Raw genomic sequence first — 16,966 nt, forward strand, 5'->3', positions numbered from 1 at the left:
AGCTTTCCTTGAAGTCTTCCTTGGGCTCTCCCGTTTGCCGCCAGCGTTTCAAAGAAGAGGGGGTTCGGCAAGGGTGAGGGCGAAATCCACATCGCAGCCGAGATATGTCCTGCCGCCATGCATTCAGGCTGGGCACGCATAGCAAAACCGGTGCATTCTGACCCCCAATTAGACCGGTTCAAAATAGCCGGCAGAGCGATAGACGCGATGGGGAGCGAAAAATGGCGTTGATGGACGTTGGGCTGGACGACAAGTACCGGCTGGATGCGAAGCGCATCTTTCTTTCCGGTACGCAGGCGCTGGTCCGGCTGCCGATGTTGCAGCGCGAACGCGACCGCGCGCAGGGGCTCAACACCGCGGGTTTCATCTCGGGTTATCGCGGTTCACCGCTCGGCATGTACGATCACGCGCTGTGGCGTGCGAAATCCTTCCTGAGCGAACACAACATCGAGTTCGCGCCCGGCCTCAACGAGGATCTGGCGGCAACGGCGGTGTGGGGCAGCCAGCAGGTCGGAATGTTCCCGGGCGCCAAGGTCGATGGCGTATTCGGCATCTGGTACGGCAAGGGTCCCGGCGTCGATCGCTCGATGGACGCGCTCAAGCATGCCAACTCGGCCGGCACTTCGCCCAATGGTGGCGTGATCGCGCTCGCCGGTGACGATCATGGTTGCCAATCCTCGACGCTGGCGCATCAGAGCGAACAGGTGTTCGCGGCGGCATTGATGCCGGTGGTCAACCCTGCGACGCTGCAGGACTATCTCGACCTCGGCATTTTGGGATTTGCGCTGTCGCGTTATTCCAGTTGCTGGGTTGGTTTCAAGGCAATCTCGGAAACGGTTGAGAGTTCGGCCTCGATCGTCAGCGATCCCGACCGCATCAAGATCATCACCCCCAGTGATTTCGAGATGCCTCCGGGTGGTTTGTCGATCCGCTGGCCGGATGCGCCGCTGGAGCAGGAGCGCAGGCTTCACGGCCCGAAGATGCAGGCGGTCGCCGCCTTCACGCGCGTCAATCGCTTCGACCGGATCGTGCTGGATTCGAAACCGGCGCGGCTTGGCATCATGGCGACCGGCAAGGCCTATCTCGACCTGCGCCAGGCGCTGGCCGATCTCGGTATCACCGACGCCGAAGCGCAGGCGCTGGGACTGCGCATCTACAAGGTCGCGCTGACCTGGCCGCTGGAGGAGCACGGCGCACGTGCGTTCGCCGAGGGCCTGCAGGACGTGCTTGTGGTCGAGGAGAAGCGCGGCTTCATCGAGGATCAACTGCTGCGCATCCTCTACAATGTCGATGCTATGAGGCGCCCCTCGGTGGTCGGCAAGCGCGACGAGACCGGCGCGATGCTGCTGCCAAGCGAAGGCGAACTCACGCCCACCATGGTCGCCGCCGCCGTCGTGGCGCGGCTCCGCCGGCTCGGCCATCGCAGCCCGGCGCTGGAACAGCGCCTGGCAAAACTCGAGGCGTTCGACCGGCCCGCGGAGGGCATTGGTGCTGCAAAGCTGCAGCGGACGCCGTATTTCTGCTCGGGCTGCCCGCACAACACCTCCACCAAAGTGCCTGAGGGCAGCCGCGCGATGGCCGGCATCGGCTGTCACGGCATGGCGCTATCGGTGCCGAACCGCCGGACAGCTACGATCTCGCATATGGGCGCGGAAGGCGTCACCTGGATCGGGCAGGCGCCGTTCACCAGCGAACAGCACGTGTTCCAGAATCTCGGCGACGGCACCTACACGCATTCGGGCTTGCTGGCGCTGCGCGCGGCTTCCGCCGCCGGCGTCAACATTACCTACAAGATCCTCTACAACGACGCTGTCGCGATGACCGGCGGCCAGCCGGCCGAGGGCGGCCTGACCGTGTCGCAGATCGCGCACCAGGTTTCCGCCGAAGGCGCCAAGCGGCTTGCGATCGTCTCCGATGATCCCGAGAAATACCCCAGCAATTATTTCCCCGCGGGCGCCACTGTTCATCACCGCCGCGAACTCGACGCCGTGCAGAAGGAACTGCGTGACGTCAAGGGCCTCTCGGTTCTGATCTACGACCAGACCTGCGCCGCCGAAAAGCGCCGCCGCCGCAAGCGCGGGCTCTATCCGGATCCGCCGAAGCGTGTCTTCATCAATGAGCGCGTCTGCGAAGGCTGCGGTGACTGCTCGGCGGCTTCCAACTGCGTCTCGGTGCAGCCGCTGGAAACGGAACTCGGCCGCAAGCGCCGGATCGACCAGTCGAACTGCAACAAGGATTTCTCCTGCATCGAGGGCTTTTGTCCGAGTTTTGTTACCGTGCATGGCGGCAAGTTGCGGAAGGCCGATCGTGCTGCGGCTGATCCGTCGGCGTTGTTCGCCGATCTGCCGCTGCCGACACTGTCTGCGCTGGACGGCGCGTTCAACATCCTCGTCACCGGCATCGGCGGCACCGGCGTCATCACCATCGGCGCGTTGCTCGGCATGGCCGCGCATGTCGACGGTCGGGCCTGCTCGACGCTCGATTTCACGGGATTGTCGCAGAAGAACGGCGCGGTCATGAGCCACGTCCGCATTGCGCCCTCGGCGGACGATCTCGCCAATGTCCGGATCGGACCCGGCAGCGCCAATCTCATTCTCGGCTGCGACATCGTCGTCGCCACCAGCATCCCGGCGCTGAGCCGCGCCGAGCGCGGCCTGACGCGCGCGATCGTCAACGCCGACCTGTTGCCGACCGCAAGTTTTGTCATTGGTCCCGATATCGATTTCCAGGCCGGTGCGATGCGGGACGCGCTCAACGAGGCCGTCAGCGCAACCAATCTCGATATCCTCGACGCGACCGGTCTTGCCTCATCCCTGATGGGCGACAGCATCGCGACCAATTCCTTCATGCTCGGCTTTGCATTTCAGCGCGGCGCGATTCCGCTGTCGCTGGAGGCGATCATGAAGGCGATCGACCTCAATGGCGCGGCGATCGAGATGAACAAGCTGGCGTTCTCCTGGGGCCGGCTGGCCGCGCACGACCTGCAACGCGTGGTCAGCGCCGCGCGCTTCAAGGCGCAGGGCGCCGCACCGGTCAAGCGGACGCTGGACGAGACCATCGCTCACCGTGCCGGCTTCCTGACCGATTACCAGAACGAGGCCTATGCGAAGCGCTACCTCGCCGAGGTCGCGCGCGTGCGTGCCGCCGAAGCCAAGGCGTCGCCCGCGGCGCAGGACCTCACCGAAGCCTTTGCAAAGGGCCTGTTCAAGCTGATGGCCTACAAGGATGAGTATGAGGTGGCTCGACTTTATTCCGACGGCGAGTTTGCAAAAGCGTTGAAGGAGCAGTTCGACGGCGATCCGGGCGTCAAGGTCAATCTCGCGCCGCCCCTGTTGGCGAGCCGCGACAAGGTGACCGGGCATTTGCGCAAGCGCGAATTCGGTGGCTGGATCCTCAAGGCGTTCGATGTCCTGACGCGCTTCAAATTCCTGCGCGGCACCGCGTTCGATCCGTTCGGCTATACCTCCGAGCGCCGGATGGAGCGGGCACTGCCGGGCGAATATTCCGACATGATCCTCCGCCACCTCGACACGGCCAAACCGCAGGATTGGCCGCGGCTGGTGGCGCTGGCGAAGACGGCTGACCTGGTGCGCGGCTACGGCCACATCAAGGAGGCCAATGTCGCGCGCTACCGCCAGGAATGCATGCGGCTGCAGGGCACGATCGGGCAGCCGGTTGCGCAAGCCGCGGAATAGGTTCCGGGGAACGGGCCGCGGATTTTTCGCGGCCGCCGTAGTTAGCAGGTAACCTTGCCGAAAATTTCGGCTGGAAAAGGCCTGCCGGCTTCCTACATGTTCCCGGTTATCGTTATTTTTAGTCATTTCAGGAGGCCCATAATGGTCCTGAAGAGCGCTTTAGCTGCAGCGGTTTGCACGGGGTTTTTGGCATCGGCCGGCTCCGCGACGGCGGCCGAGTATCGTCCGGGTGAGTTGCTTAGCCTTGATCTTCCGAGCGCCGTATTTTCGCCCAAGCGAATCGGACCGGAGGCGCGGTTCGGGCCGGTTCGGATCGAGGCAAGGTCGGAGGACACGGAGGCGGATCTGGATTCGACCATCTGGCCCAAGCTGCCGCCACGCAAGGCGCATGCCGCCAAATCTCAGGCCGAGAAGTCCGGCACTGAGGCGCCGCGCGCCGCAGCGCGTGCCAAGCTGGCGAAGCCGCGCCACAATCCGCTCGATGCGCAGGCGCGCGATACCCGGATTCAAACCTGGCCGTGCAGGTCCGGCGGCATCTGCAACTGGCAGCGATAGAAGCGGTCGATCAGGGCTTTCCGATCAGAAAGAAGACAGCCACGATCAGCACCGAGAGCGTCGTGATCACGCCGAGCACGGCGGCGGCGATCGCCGGCAATTGATGCGAATCCAGCCATCGTTGCAACGCGTTGCCCATCGCTCTTCCTGACCCGATCTTGATTTGCCCAGCGCCTTGCGGGCAGTCTATTTATAGCGGTCTATCCCACGCAATCCAATGCCGTCCATGCGGCTTTCGTCTTCCCCCGCGACACCTTACGCCTTTGGGAGCATTCAATGGAAAATCTGCAAACGCAGGGCATTGCCCTGCCGAGGCTTGGGCTTGGCACCTTTCGCCTGCAGGGCGATGCCTGCCGCGCTGCGGTTGAAAGCGCGATTGCGCAGGGTTACCGCCATATCGACACGGCTGAAATGTACGGCAATGAGGAGGCGATCGGTGCTGCAATCGCGGCTTCGCGCGTCGCGCGAACGGACCTGCATGTCACCACCAAGGTCTGGAACGAAAACCTGGCGCCGGACGCGATCCGCCGGGCGTTCGATGCTTCCCTGAAGAAACTGCGGCTCGATCAGGTCGATCTCTATCTGGTGCACTGGCCGTCGCGGAACATGAACCTGCCGGCGATGTTCGAGACCTTGATGAAGCTGAAGCAGGAGGGCCGCACCCGCGCCATTGGCGTGGCCAATTTCAACATCGCGCTCTTGAAAACCGTGGTCGAGGAGATCAAGGCTCCGATCGCCTGCAACCAGGTCGAATACCACGTGATGCTGGATCAGACAAAGCTGCGCAAATATCTCAGCGCCAAATCGATTCCGCTGGTTGCCTATTGCCCGCTGGCGCAGGGCCGCGTGGCGTCGGACGAGACGCTGACCGCGATCGGTCGCAAGCATAATGCCAGCGCCGCACAGGTGGCCCTGAAATGGTTGCTCGATCAGGACGGCGTCGCCGCGATCCCGAAGGCCTCGCGCGCCGAAAGCCAAAAGGCCAATCTTGACGCGCTGCAACTGCGGCTTGATGACGACGATCGAAAGGCAATCGCGGCCTTGCCGAAGGACAAACGTTGTGTAAATCCCGCCTTCGGGCCGGCGTGGGATTGAAGGCGATTCCTCCTTTTCCGTCCGCCGGAATTCAAGGTTTTTCGCTACACACGGGCTGAGGTCCAGTCCATACTGGGTGGCATCAAAGGGAGGTCTAGAAAATGCGTGAAGCTGTTATCGTTTCCTATGCACGTACGGGGCTGGCGAAGTCCGGCCGCGGCGGGTTCAATATCACCCCACCGATGTCCATGGCGGCCCACGCCATCAAGCACGCGGTCGAGCGCGCCGGCGTCGACAAGGATTACGTCGAGGACTGCTATCTCGGCAATTGCGCGCACGGCGCGCCCAATATCGGCCGCCAGGCGGCGCTGCTGGCTGGCATGCCAAAGTCGACGGCCGGCGTTTCGGTCAACCGCTTCTGCTCCTCGGGGCTGCAGACCATCGCGATGGCCGCCAACTCGATCCGTTCGGACGGCGCCGACTGCATCGTGGCCGGTGGCGTTGAAAGCATCTCGATTCCCGGCGGCGGCTCGCCCAAGGAATCGATCGATCCGGATCTGCTCAAGGCCGCGCCCGACATCTTCATGGCGATGATCGATACCGCCGACATCGTCGCCGAGCGCTACAAGCTCAGCCGCGAATACCAGGACGAGTACTCGCTGGAATCGCAGCGCCGCATGGCCGCGGCGCAGCAGGCCAACAAGTTCAAGGACGAAATCGTCCCGATGAAGACCAGGATGAAGGTGGTCGACAAGGCGACCAAGGCGGAAAGCATCGTCGACTACACGGTCGATCGCGACGAGTGCAACCGTCCCGAGACCACCATGGAAGGCCTCGCCAAGCTCGAGCCGGTCAAGGGCCCGGGCAAATACGTCACTGCCGGCAATGCCAGCCAGCTTTCGGACGGTGCGGCGGCTGTCGTGCTGATGGAAGCCAAGGATGCCGAAAAGCGCGGCCTGCAGCCGCTCGGCCGTTTCGTTGCCTGGGCGGCGGCGGGCTGCGAGCCGGATGAGATGGGCATCGGCCCGATCTTCGCCGTGCCGAAGCTGTTGAAGCGCCATGGCCTCAAGATCGACGACATCGACATCTGGGAATTGAACGAAGCCTTCGCCAGCCAGTGTCTGTATTCCCGCGACAAGCTCGGCATCGACCCCGAGAAGTACAATGTCAACGGCGGCTCGATCGCGATCGGCCATCCCTTCGGCATGACCGGCGCGCGGCTCACCGGCCACATATTGCAGGAGGGCCGTCGCCGCAAGGCGAAGTGGGGCGTCGTCACCATGTGCATCGGTGGCGGCCAGGGCGGCGCAGGCCTGTTCGAAATCTACAGCTGATCGGCCGTTACAAGCCGCTTCGCTGAACAAGCTTGACGATCATACGAACAAAAAAATGGCTCCGCGAGGAGCCATTTTCCGTTGAGGCGCAAGTTTCGTTGAGGCGCAAGCCTCAGTAACGATAACGCTTCTTGATCACGACCGTGTTGCGATGATGACGGTGTCCGCGATGGTAGCCGCGGTCGTGATGACGGCGGTATTCGGCCCGCGCACCATGACCATGGTGATGATGGCCGTGGTAACCGCTGCCTCGCTTGATCACAACAGTCTGAGCGCTTGCAATCGACGGCGCCGCAATGATGATCGCGGCAACGGCCGCAAGCACATATCCAAACTTCCTCATAGTTCTCATCCTCTTTCAATTGAGCGGAGATGTAACATTGCGGTGACACGAACGTTCCCGAGGGAACTCGAAGAGAATTCTGAATGTCTATTAAGAAAGGATCTGCGGATGCAATGCGTGCGTTGGTTCCAGGCACGAGAACGTTTCTTTAGTCCAATGAATCACGCTCGACACATTGCGTCTACACGTGGCCGTTCCGGACAATCGCGATCCCCACGGACCGTCCAGCCGCATGGTCATTGATACCCGTGTGGGTTGATCGCATGCGCCGGCTTGCGGAAAGCCCGGTCCCGGCGCATCATCGCGCCATAAAAATCATATGGGGGAGCGATGCCATGAGCGGGTTTTCACGCCGTGATTTTCTGAGCCTGACCGGGTCAGCCGCCGTTGCCGCGATGTCCGCACCGGCCAATGCCGCGATGGGACCGAACGACAAGTTCGACCTTGTGATCAAGGGTGGCGATGTGCTCGATCCCAGCCAGTCGCTGCGAGGAAAACGTGATATCGGCATTCGCTGGGGGATGATCGAGGCGGTTGAGGCCGATATTCCGGCGGCACGAGCCTCCAAGACCATCGACGCCACCGGCAAACTGGTGACGCCGGGATTGATCGACCTGCACTCCCACGTCTATCCCTATGGCTCGGGGATCGGCATTCCGGCCGACGAATTGGTGCAGGCCCAGGCAACGACGACAGTGGTGTCGGCAGGGGATGCCGGCGTCAACAATCTCGCCGCGCTCCGCCGTTACATCGTGGCGCAATCGCGCGCGCGGATTTACGCCTTCGTCCATATCGCCAATCACGGTCTGTCGGGCTTCCCGGTGGCCGAACTCTACAACATCGACCACGCGCAGCTCGACGCCTGCGCGATGGCGCTGGCCGAGAATCCGGACTTCCTGCTCGGCGTCAAAGTCCGGATGTCGGAGAATGTCATCGCCAGGCACGGTCTCGAACCACTGAAGCGAGCCATCAAGGCCTGCGAGATGTGCGGCTGGCCGGCCAAGATGATGGTGCATATCGGTGGCGTCGAGACCAGGGAGTTGATGTCGCAGATTCTCGATCTGCTGCGGCCGGGCGACGTGCTGACTCATGCCTATTCCGGCGCACCGAACATCGGCGGCGTCTTCACCAACATCGTGCAGGATGGCAAGCTGCTGCCGGCAGCGCTTGCCGCCAAGCAGCGCGGCGTGATGTTCGACGTCGGGCATGGCGGCGGCAGCTTCGATTTCACGGTGGCTGAGCCCGCGATCGCGGGCGGCTGCCCGCCCGACACGATCTCGTCCGATATCCACGTCTTCTCCGGCAACTCGCCCGGCATGCCGTATCTGCCGAACGTGATGAGCAAGTTCATCCCGCTCGGATTTACCGTGGAGCAGGTGGTGGCGATGGCAACCTCGGCGCCGGCCAAGATCATCAACCGCGCCCCGAAAATCGGCACGCTGCAGGTCGGCGCGCCCGGCGACGTCGCGATCATGGAGCTGGTGGAGGCGCAGGTCTCGTTCGTCGATACCCGCAACAACAAGCGCGAGGGCAAGCTGCTGCTGAAACCGGTGCAGACCGTGATCAACGGCGTGCCGTTCGGGAGGCCGTATCAGGCGCCGTTCGCGGTGCGGTGAGGGGCGCTGCCCGAAACCGGCAGAATGGATTGCTTCGTCGCCCACGCTCTCTTGCGCAAACGCTTTGCGTTTGTCGCAGGCAATGACGTGGAGAGATCGAACCCCGTCATTGCGAGTGAAGCGAAGCAATCTCCACGGGTTAAAGTCTCGGTGCTGACTTGATCCTTCGCCCACACGCTGCGCGCTTCAAGTCCGCGCCCGCTTCTCCACATTGGCGCTTCGCTCGGGCACGCCGAACTCCTTGCGGCAGACTTCCGCCAGCACGGCGACGCCTTGGCGGATCTGCTCATGGGAGGGGCTGGCAAAGCACAGCCGCAAGCGGCTGCCGGCATAGGACTTGTCGGTCGACCATTCCGGCCCCGGGTTAATGGCGACGCCGGCGGCCAATGCGGCCTGATACAGTTTCAGCGTATCGACATTGTCGGGGAGTTTGACCCACAGGAAGATGCCGCCCTTGGGATCCTCGAACTCGGCTGATGTGCCGAACTGCTCGTTGAGCGCCTCCATCAGCGTGTCGAGCTTGGTGCGCAGGCCGCGTGTCAGCTTCGGCACATGAGTTTGGAAATGCGGCGCGCAATATTCCGCCAGCACCATCTGCTCCAGCGCGCCACTTCCGGCGTCGGTTTTCAGCGCCAGCATCCGCGACATCAACTCCCAGGGCGCGACGATGAAGCCGACCCGCAGCGCCGGTGCGATCGATTTGGAAAACGAGCCGATATGGATGACGCCACCCTGCTTGCTCATCGCATAGATCGCGGGCGGGCGCTGGCCGTTCCAGATCAGGTCGGCATAGCAATCGTCCTCGAAGATCGGCACACCGTATTCCTGCGACAGTTTGATCATCTCGGCGCGCCGCGCCTCCGGCAGGATCGAGCCGGTCGGGTTCTGCACGGTCGGGATGGTGTAGATGTATTTCGGCAAGATGCCGCGGCGCTTGTGGTCGGCCAGAACAGCCGCCAGCGCATCCATCCGCATTCCCTCGTCGTCGAGGGGGATGCCGACCGCCTTGACGCCGAGCCGCGTCAGCCGGCTCAGCGAGCCCTGATAGGTCTCCTGTTCGATCAGCACGGTATCGCCGCGCGCCAGGAGCGTCGCGTTGACGAGGTCGAGCGCCTGCAGCGAACCGGAGACGATCATGACGTCGTCGGCGGTGCAGCCGATGCCGGCATCGCGCTTGAGTTTCCTGGTGAGGAATTCGCGCAGGGGGCGGTAGCCCTGCGGGCCGCTGGCGAGGCCGTAGGTCGCGAGCGTCTTACCCTCGCGCTGGAGCACGGCAGTCATCGCGTCGATCAGGCCATCGACCGGCACCTGGTCGGGATCATTGTTGCCGCCGACGAAACTGTATTTGGCCAGACCCGTCCACCGCGCCGCCGGCGCCGGCAATCCGGCCGGCAGCAATGGTGCGAAATCGAAAATTGATGCGGTAGACATTGGACATTCACTCCCGTTTTGTTTTTCGTTGAGACGGCCGCTGGCGCGGCCCTCCGGTATTTGGTTAGTTCTTGCCGGTGATCTTAGTCGGTCGCCGCCGGGGGATGAAAGCGGAATGTCTGCTATCGATGCTGCCCGATATGCGGGGGTGCGTGCGGGGTTCGCCGTCAGGAACCTTCTAAAATTGCCGGATGCTGCCGGCCGCCTGCGCCTGAGCGTCCGGTGCGGAAAGGATCGACAGGCAGGCAAGAATCGCTAGAAAGAGACCTGTCAGGCGGATATGACACATTGCTCGTTTGACCATTGCGCCCCGGCCTCTAGGTTGCAATGAGGAAAAGTCAGGAAATATGCACGAGCTTATCGGCGATATCACTTTATGCATCCTGTTTGCCTGGGTGCTTGGCTTGCTGGCCCATTTTACCCGGCAGCCGCTGATCCTCGCCTACCTTATCGCCGGGTTTGTCATCGGTCCATTCGGCATGAAATGGGTCCATTCCAAGGACTCGATTCACGTCATTTCCGAACTCGGCCTGATCTTCATGCTGTTCATGATCGGGCTGGAAATCGACCTGAAAAAGATCGTGCGCGCCGGCAAGGTCATCTTGTTTGCCGCGGGCGGGCAATTGGTCGGCGGCTGCCTGCTCGGGATCCTGTTCTTCTGGGGTATCGGGCTGTCGATGGGGGCGGGCCGTTTCGACGCGCTGTATCTCTGCGTCGCCTGTGCGCTCTCCTCGACCGTCATCATCGTCAAGGTGCTGTACGAGAAGCGTGAGCTCGATACGCTGCCCGGCCGCATCACGCTCGGCGTCCTGGTGCTGCAGGACATCTTCGCGATCCTGTTCCTGGCGGTGCAGCCGAGCCTCGACAATCTCCAGGTGAGCGTGATCCTGATCTCGATCGGCCGGGTCGGCGTGCTGGTCGCGACCGCGTTGGTGTTGAGCCGGTATTTGCTGCCAAGACTTTTTCACCAGATCGCGCGGCGGCCGGAGTTGATCCTGCTCGGCGCCCTGGCCTGGTGCTTCCTGATCGGCGAGATCGCCGAACGCTTGCATCTGTCACGCGAGATGGGCTCGCTGGTCGCCGGCGTCTCGCTCTCGACATTCCCCTATGCGCTGGACGTCACCGCCAAGGTGACGACGCTGCGGGACTTCTTCATCACGCTGTTCTTCGTCGCCTTGGGCATGACCATTCCCATTCCCGGCGCGTCGGTGATTTGGCTGGCGCTGCTGATTGCCGCCTTCACCGTCGTGAGCCGCATCGTGACGACGTTTGTGCCGCTCTACCTGATGAAACAGGGTCTGCGCGCCAGCCTGTTGCCGGCGATCAATCTGGCGCAGATCTCGGAGTTTTCGCTGGTCGTGATCCAGACCGGTGTGGTCGCGAACCATATCGGCACCGAAACTTCGAGTGCGGCGTCGTTCGCCTTCGTCATTTTGGCCGTGATCAGCACCTTCGTGATGGGCAAGAGCGATGAGATCACGCGAGCTCTGATCAATCCGATGAAGAAGATCGGCCTGCGCGATCTCGATCACGGCCAGGGCGAGGCCGTACATGAGGGCGGCCACGAAGCCCGCCGCATTGTCATTCTCGGCTTCTTCCGCGCGGCGAGCGCGCTGCTGGCCGAAATCGAGCGGCAGAATCCGCTCGTGCTCGAACAGATCACCGTGATCGATTTCAATCCCAACGTGTTCCGGACGCTGGCCGATCGCGGCCTGCACGTGATCTATGGCGATATCAGCAATGTCGATACGCTGCTGCATGCCGGTATCGGCAAGTCGGAGCTGATCATCCTGAGCGTGCCGGACTCGCTGCTGAAGGGCGCCAACAACGAAAAGCTGGTGCGGCACGTCCGCACTCTCAACCCATCAGCCAAAATCGTGGCGACCGCGGATATGCTTCGCGACGTCAATGATCTCTACGCAGCCGGCGCCGATTACGTGACCGTAACGAGGGTCAGCGACGCCCACGAACTCTATACCGTGATCGAGGCAGCGCAGGCGGGATTGCTGGGCGAGAAGCGCGCCGAAATGGACACGCTGCTCGCCGAGCGCAAGGAAGTGCTGCCGTAAGGCCTTCTGCTCGCAGATGGGAGCGGGATGTGGACGTGTGACGTCCCGCACGCATCCGCTTGAACCGGATTTAATGCAGCCGACACTGAGTACCGTATGGCGCGCCATTTCCTGGCGGCAAAGAAATTTCATTCGGTATGCGGTTATCATTATCGTCATCAAACAGCGCTCGTACATCGGGCCTGGCGTCCCCGTCGTCCACGCTGTTCGGGTGCCTGATGGCGGGAACGGCCGCGATCCTGTTCCAGCTGACGCTCGGCACGCTGGTCGTTGCGTACACGCCGGTCGTGCCGTGGATCATCGGCGTGTTCCTGCTCGGTCTGCCGCTGGCCATCGGCGTCACGCGATTTCGGCCCGGCCTGTTCATGCCTGCGGTCGCGATCATGACGTTGACGGGCGTGTCGCCGGTCTTTGTCGTGGATGCCCCCTTGTGGGGCCGCACCGTCAATCTGCGTCTGGTCGACGATATTCCTGAAGGTGTCGGCGTTGCCGGCTACACCGCGCCGCGCTGGCGCGTTGCAGGCGAGTTCGCAAGCGAGGCGCGCTTGAGCGGCGGTCGTGGCAGCAAGAGTTATGGCACCCGCCGTCTTGCGCCGCTGGTCGGCGAGGGCTGGAGACCGGAGCTTCCCGTCGAGGTCTGGGTCGCGGGCGAAATCAGGGATTCCGGACGCATTCTCGCCTCGCATCCGCAATTCTGGAACGAATCCGGCGGCGAATATGTCCGGTTCGTCGGCGTTGCCGTATCCGGCGCGCAGATCATCGCGCGCGATGCGGCCAAGAAATTCGGCCTCAAGACCCTGGATGAGCCGCTCATCGTGACCCGCGCCCCTTCGGTTGCGGGCGCCCTCGCAGAGCAATACCGGGCCATTGCGCGGATCGCCGCCGTGCCCTTGCTGGGGTGGGCCTTCTGCATCATCCTTGCTGCAGGCTTCTCCAAATGGCGCGAGCAGCGCGGGCGGTGAGTTCTCGCGCTACAGGCTGCTTTCCTGCGCTGGTGCGCCAGCGCTGAGGTCGTGCCGACCCGATCGTGTAGCCGTCCGGCTGGGCGTGGATGACGGCCCCCGTGCCGATGGTGGCGGAAGCGGTGGGACTGGCCTGCGGCCCCTGCCATCAGGGCGAACCCCGCCCATGCCGTCAGCTGGAAATTCAACCGAAAATGCATATGTCTCTTCCCCGAGTGCCTGCCGATTTCGTACAGCGAAACGCTTCGGCGACGTTCTGCCCCGCGTATTGATGCTGGCGCGGGCCCATGAGTCCGGCTAATGCACTCCCTGTCCAAAGCGAGAATTTGAGAAAATGGCCGATACGATCCAGGAAGTTCTGCAAGCCTTTGCCAAGGGCGAACTCGTCGTCGTCACCGATGATGACGACCGGGAGGGTGAGGGCGATCTGATCGTCGCCGCCTCGCTCTGCACCGCCGAGAAAATGGCGTTCATCATCCGCCATACCTCGGGCATCGTCTGCGCGCCGATCACGCAGGAAGACGCGCGCCGGTTCCGGCTCGATCCGATGGTCGCGCATAATGATTCCAACCACACCACCGCCTTCACCGTCTCGATCGACTACAAGCCCGATGGCGGCACAGGTATTTCGGCTGACGAGCGCGCCTCCTGCTGCCGGGCGCTGGCCAACCCGAATGCCGGCGCCAGTGATTTTGCCCGGCCCGGTCATATCTTTCCGCTGATCGCCCGCGACGGCGGCGTGCTGCTGCGTTCCGGTCATACCGAGGCCGCGGTCGATCTTTGCAAGCTCTCCGGCCTGCCGCCGGTCGGCGTCATCTCCGAGTTGATGAACGACGACGGCACCGTGATGAAGGGCATGCAGGTCGCAAAATTCGCCGCCACCCACAAGCTCAAGCACGTCACGATCGCTGACATGATCGCCTACCGCCAGGCGCGCGAGAAGCTGATCGAGCGGGTCGCAACGTTTACGACGGATAGCCCGATCGGGCCGCTGCAGGGCTACGCCTACCGTTCGCCGTTCGATGAGATTGCGCATGCCGCCTTCGTCTATAACGGCATCGGCGACGGCAAGAACGTGCTGACGCGGCTGCACAAGCCCAACATCGTCAAGGACCTGTTCACCGGCCAGGCGCGCATGCAGATCGTGCTGAACCATTTCAAGCAGGCCGGCCGCGGCGTGCTGGTGTATTTGCGCGACGGCGCCGCCGGCGTTCCGGTCGAGCCGGTCGGCGAACAGAAATCCGCCGAGGCCGATCGCAACCGACAATGGCGTGAAGTCGGCGTCGGCGCGCAAATATTGCGCGACCTCGGTATCACTTCGATCCGGCATCTGACGTCGTCGGTACACGACTACAAGGGACTGTCCGGTTTCGGGATCGAGATCGTCTCCAACGAACGGCTCGAAGGGTAGCTCGTCATTCCGGGGCGATGCCAAGCATCGAGCCCGGAATCTCGAGATTCCGGGTTCGCATCTTCGATGCGCCCCGGAATGACGGCGAGGCCCAATTCAATTGCGCTTCGGACGATAGCGCACTAATTTGGCCACCAATTCCAGTCAGGACAGTGATGCGAAAGGGATTTTTATGAGCGTGCGCCCTCAGTCCAAGGACAAACCGACATCGGCGGGTTTCCAGTGGGACGATCCGTTCCTGCTCGATGAGCAGCTTACCGAAGACGAACGCATGATCCGCGACACCGCGCGTGCCTATGCGCAGGACAAGCTGCTGCCGCGCGTCACCAAGGCCTATCTCGAGGAAAAGACCGATCGCGAGATCTTCAACGAGATGGGCGAACTCGGCCTGATCGGCATCACGCTGCCGGAAGAATATGGCTGCGCCAGTGCAAGCTATGTCGCCTATGGCCTGGTGGCGCGCGAGATCGAGCGCGTCGATTCCGGCTATCGTTCGATGAACTCCGTGCAGTCCTCGCTGGTGATGCATCCGATCTACGCCTATGGCGACGACAGCCAGCGCAAGAAATATCTGCCCAAGCTTGCGACCGGCGAATGGGTCGGCTGCTTCGGGCTGACCGAGCCGGATGCCGGCTCCGATCCCGGCGGCATGAAGACCCGCGCCGAGAAGGTCTCCGACGGCTACAAGCTGACCGGCAGCAAGATGTGGATTTCCAACGCGCCGATCGCCGACGTGTTCGTGGTCTGGGCCAAGTCCGCCGCGCATGACAATCAGATCCGCGGCTTCATCCTGGAAAAAGGCATGAAGGGCCTGTCGGCGCCGAAGATCGGCGGCAAGCTTTCGCTGCGCGCCTCGATCACCGGCGAGATCGTGATGGACGGCGTGGTGGTGCCCGAGAGCGCGCTGTTGCCCAACGTGTCCGGCCTGAAGGGACCGTTCGGCTGCCTCAACCGCGCCCGCTACGGCATCTCCTGGGGCGTGATGGGCGCCGCCGAGGATTGCATGGCGCGCGCGCGCCAATACACGCTCGAGCGCAAGCAGTTTGGCCGGCCGCTGGCCGCAACCCAGCTGGTGCAGAAGAAGCTCGCCGACATGCAGACCGAGATCTCGCTGGGCCTGCAGGCCTCATTGCGGGTCGGCCGCCTGATGGACGAGGGCAAGGTGGCGCCGGAGATGATCTCGATCGTCAAGCGCAACAACTGCGGCAAGGCGCTCGATATCGCCCGCGTCGCCCGCGACATGCACGGCGGCAACGGCATCCAGATCGAATATCACGTGATGCGCCACTCCTCGAACCTGGAAACCGTCAACACCTATGAAGGCGCCCACGACGTCCACGCCCTGATTTTGGGCCGCGCGATCACGGGCATCCAGGCGTTTTCGTAAAGACAAACTCTATCCAATCGTCATGGCCGGGCAGAAGCGCGAAGCGCGTCTTCGCGCTAGATGTCCCGGCCATCCACGTCTTGGACGCCGCGAGAAGAAAGACGTGGATGCCCGGGAACAAGCCCGGGCATGACGGAGCAAGAACCCCACGCTGCGAGCATTCCTGCATGGCCGAAACCGAAGACGAAACCATCCCGTTCAACCGTGACTTTCCGCTCCAGCCGGGCGTCGTCGACGAAGCCCGGCCCGGCGTGCGGCGGGTGCTCTGCGACAATCCGAGCCCCTTCACCTTCACCGGCACGGTCAGCTACATCGTGGGCAAGGGCAAGGTTGCGATCATCGATCCCGGCCCGAACAATGAGGCGCATGCGAAAGCGCTGCTGGATGCCGTCCGCGGCGAAACCGTGACGCATATCCTGGTCACCCATACCCACAACGACCATTCGCCGAACACCGCGCGGATCAAGGCCGCGACCGGCGCGCCTGTCTACGCCGAGGGGCCGCACCGCGCCTCGCGGCCGCGCTTCGAGAGCGAGAAGCACAATCCGGAATCGGGAGCCGATCGCGACTTCCGGCCGGACATCGAGGTCAAGAACGGCGACACCATCGAAGGCTCCGGCTGGGCGCTGGAAGCGGTGGCAACCCCGGGCCACACCGCCAATCATCTGGCGTTCGCCTGGCCCGAGCGGAAGATCAGTTTCGTCGGCGACCACGTGATGGGCTGGTCGACCTCGATCGTGGCCCCGCCTGATGGCTCGATGATCGACTACATGGATTCGCTGGCGCGGCTGGAGAAGCGCCCGGAGGATCTGTATTTCTCAGGCCATGGGCCGGAAATTCCGGAAGGCCCGCGCTTTGTGCGTTTCCTGACCCGGCACCGCCGCGCCCGCGAAGCCTCGATCCTGCATCGTCTTGCCAAGGGCGAGACCGACATCCCGAACATGGTGCGCGCGATCTATATCGGCCTCGATCCGCGGCTGACCGGTGCCGCCGGCTATTCCGTGCTGGCGCATCTGGAAGACCTCGTGTCACGCGGCATCGTGGCGACCGACGGCGATCCCGTGATCGGCGGGACCTATCGGATGGCTTCCTAGAACGAACCATCTTTCGTCACGTTCGAGGTACAGC

13 protein-coding genes are annotated in these 16,966 nt (G+C 62.9%); 10 read left to right on the forward strand and 3 right to left on the reverse strand.

Annotated elements, in window-relative coordinates; genetic code table 11:
- Positions 1-221: 221 nt before the first annotated feature.
- Both JQ574_RS32160 and JQ574_RS32165 read left to right on the forward strand, forming a co-directional pair.
- Positions 222-3,695: an indolepyruvate ferredoxin oxidoreductase family protein gene (locus tag JQ574_RS32160; protein WP_212384173.1), complete on the forward strand. Its 3,474-nt coding sequence runs from the start codon at positions 222-224 to the stop codon at positions 3,693-3,695.
- Between the two features lie 141 nt (positions 3,696-3,836).
- On the forward strand, positions 3,837-4,250 hold the full coding sequence (locus JQ574_RS32165) for a hypothetical protein (RefSeq protein ID WP_212214188.1): 414 nt from the start codon (positions 3,837-3,839) through the stop codon (positions 4,248-4,250).
- Between the two features lie 10 nt (positions 4,251-4,260).
- Here JQ574_RS32165 and JQ574_RS35610 read toward each other — a convergent pair whose 3' ends face one another.
- A complete protein-coding gene (locus JQ574_RS35610; protein ID WP_283813476.1) occupies positions 4,261-4,389 on the reverse strand; it encodes a hypothetical protein in 129 nt (42 codons plus the stop codon).
- A gap of 137 nt (positions 4,390-4,526) precedes the next feature.
- Between JQ574_RS35610 and JQ574_RS32170 the strand changes: the two genes are divergently transcribed.
- Both JQ574_RS32170 and JQ574_RS32175 read left to right on the forward strand, forming a co-directional pair.
- Positions 4,527-5,345: an aldo/keto reductase gene (locus tag JQ574_RS32170; protein WP_212214185.1), complete on the forward strand. Its 819-nt coding sequence runs from the start codon at positions 4,527-4,529 to the stop codon at positions 5,343-5,345.
- A gap of 101 nt (positions 5,346-5,446) precedes the next feature.
- On the forward strand, positions 5,447-6,619 hold the full coding sequence (locus JQ574_RS32175) for an acetyl-CoA C-acyltransferase (RefSeq protein WP_212214181.1): 1,173 nt from the start codon (positions 5,447-5,449) through the stop codon (positions 6,617-6,619).
- A gap of 112 nt (positions 6,620-6,731) precedes the next feature.
- On the opposite strand, the gene JQ574_RS32180 is transcribed toward JQ574_RS32175, so the two are convergent.
- Positions 6,732-6,962, reverse strand: a complete 231-nt coding sequence (locus JQ574_RS32180) for a hypothetical protein (RefSeq protein ID WP_212214178.1) — start codon at positions 6,960-6,962, stop codon at positions 6,732-6,734.
- Between the two features lie 335 nt (positions 6,963-7,297).
- Between JQ574_RS32180 and JQ574_RS32185 the strand changes: the two genes are divergently transcribed.
- On the forward strand, positions 7,298-8,578 hold the full coding sequence (locus JQ574_RS32185) for an amidohydrolase family protein (protein ID WP_212214175.1): 1,281 nt from the start codon (positions 7,298-7,300) through the stop codon (positions 8,576-8,578).
- Positions 8,579-8,764: 186 nt separating this feature from the next.
- Here JQ574_RS32185 and JQ574_RS32190 read toward each other — a convergent pair whose 3' ends face one another.
- Positions 8,765-10,009 carry a PLP-dependent aminotransferase family protein gene (locus tag JQ574_RS32190; protein WP_212214172.1) on the reverse strand — a complete coding sequence of 415 codons (1,245 nt, stop codon included), beginning with the start codon at positions 10,007-10,009 and terminating at the stop codon, positions 8,765-8,767.
- Between the two features lie 347 nt (positions 10,010-10,356).
- On the opposite strand from JQ574_RS32190, the gene JQ574_RS32195 reads away from it, so the two are divergent.
- The 5 genes from JQ574_RS32195 (at position 10,357) to JQ574_RS32215 (ending at position 16,932) form a co-directional block, all read left to right on the forward strand.
- A complete protein-coding gene (locus JQ574_RS32195) occupies positions 10,357-12,078 on the forward strand; it encodes a cation:proton antiporter (protein WP_212214169.1) in 1,722 nt (573 codons plus the stop codon).
- A gap of 218 nt (positions 12,079-12,296) precedes the next feature.
- On the forward strand, positions 12,297-13,040 hold the full coding sequence (locus JQ574_RS32200) for a hypothetical protein (protein WP_212384174.1): 744 nt from the start codon (positions 12,297-12,299) through the stop codon (positions 13,038-13,040).
- A 334-nt stretch (positions 13,041-13,374) separates the two neighbouring features.
- Positions 13,375-14,451 (forward strand): 3,4-dihydroxy-2-butanone-4-phosphate synthase, encoded by a 1,077-nt coding sequence (gene ribB, locus JQ574_RS32205; RefSeq protein WP_212214147.1) that lies wholly within the window; start codon positions 13,375-13,377, stop codon positions 14,449-14,451.
- Positions 14,452-14,623: 172 nt separating this feature from the next.
- Complete coding sequence (locus JQ574_RS32210) at positions 14,624-15,838, forward strand: acyl-CoA dehydrogenase (protein ID WP_212214143.1); 1,215 nt, start codon at positions 14,624-14,626, stop codon at positions 15,836-15,838.
- 167 nt (positions 15,839-16,005) lie between these two features.
- The gene (locus JQ574_RS32215; RefSeq protein WP_212214140.1) at positions 16,006-16,932 is read left to right on the forward strand and encodes an MBL fold metallo-hydrolase; all 927 of its coding nucleotides are present in this window, start codon (positions 16,006-16,008) and stop codon (positions 16,930-16,932) included.
- Positions 16,933-16,966: the final 34 nt, after the last annotated feature.

Source organism: Bradyrhizobium sp. AUGA SZCCT0158, assembly GCF_018130065.1.
Taxonomy (GTDB): Bacteria; Pseudomonadota; Alphaproteobacteria; order Rhizobiales; family Xanthobacteraceae; genus Bradyrhizobium.

What these genes read in the sequence shown, in the direction of transcription:
- JQ574_RS32190 (WP_212214172.1), bottom strand. Translation starts at nt 10,009, where the DNA reads ATGTCTACCGCATCAATTTTCGATTTCGCACCATTGCTGCCGGCCGGA.
- JQ574_RS32165 (WP_212214188.1), top strand. Translation starts at nt 3,837, where the DNA reads ATGGTCCTGAAGAGCGCTTTAGCTGCAGCGGTTTGCACGGGGTTTTTG.
- JQ574_RS32160 (WP_212384173.1), top strand. Translation starts at nt 222, where the DNA reads ATGGCGTTGATGGACGTTGGGCTGGACGACAAGTACCGGCTGGATGCG.
- JQ574_RS32195 (WP_212214169.1), top strand. Translation starts at nt 10,357, where the DNA reads ATGCACGAGCTTATCGGCGATATCACTTTATGCATCCTGTTTGCCTGG.
- JQ574_RS32215 (WP_212214140.1), top strand. Translation starts at nt 16,006, where the DNA reads ATGGCCGAAACCGAAGACGAAACCATCCCGTTCAACCGTGACTTTCCG.
- JQ574_RS32210 (WP_212214143.1), top strand. Translation starts at nt 14,624, where the DNA reads ATGAGCGTGCGCCCTCAGTCCAAGGACAAACCGACATCGGCGGGTTTC.
- JQ574_RS32185 (WP_212214175.1), top strand. Translation starts at nt 7,298, where the DNA reads ATGAGCGGGTTTTCACGCCGTGATTTTCTGAGCCTGACCGGGTCAGCC.
- JQ574_RS35610 (WP_283813476.1), bottom strand. Translation starts at nt 4,389, where the DNA reads ATGGGCAACGCGTTGCAACGATGGCTGGATTCGCATCAATTGCCGGCG.
- JQ574_RS32180 (WP_212214178.1), bottom strand. Translation starts at nt 6,962, where the DNA reads ATGAGGAAGTTTGGATATGTGCTTGCGGCCGTTGCCGCGATCATCATT.
- JQ574_RS32175 (WP_212214181.1), top strand. Translation starts at nt 5,447, where the DNA reads ATGCGTGAAGCTGTTATCGTTTCCTATGCACGTACGGGGCTGGCGAAG.
- ribB (WP_212214147.1), top strand. Translation starts at nt 13,375, where the DNA reads ATGGCCGATACGATCCAGGAAGTTCTGCAAGCCTTTGCCAAGGGCGAA.
- JQ574_RS32200 (WP_212384174.1), top strand. Translation starts at nt 12,297, where the DNA reads ATGGCGGGAACGGCCGCGATCCTGTTCCAGCTGACGCTCGGCACGCTG.
- JQ574_RS32170 (WP_212214185.1), top strand. Translation starts at nt 4,527, where the DNA reads ATGGAAAATCTGCAAACGCAGGGCATTGCCCTGCCGAGGCTTGGGCTT.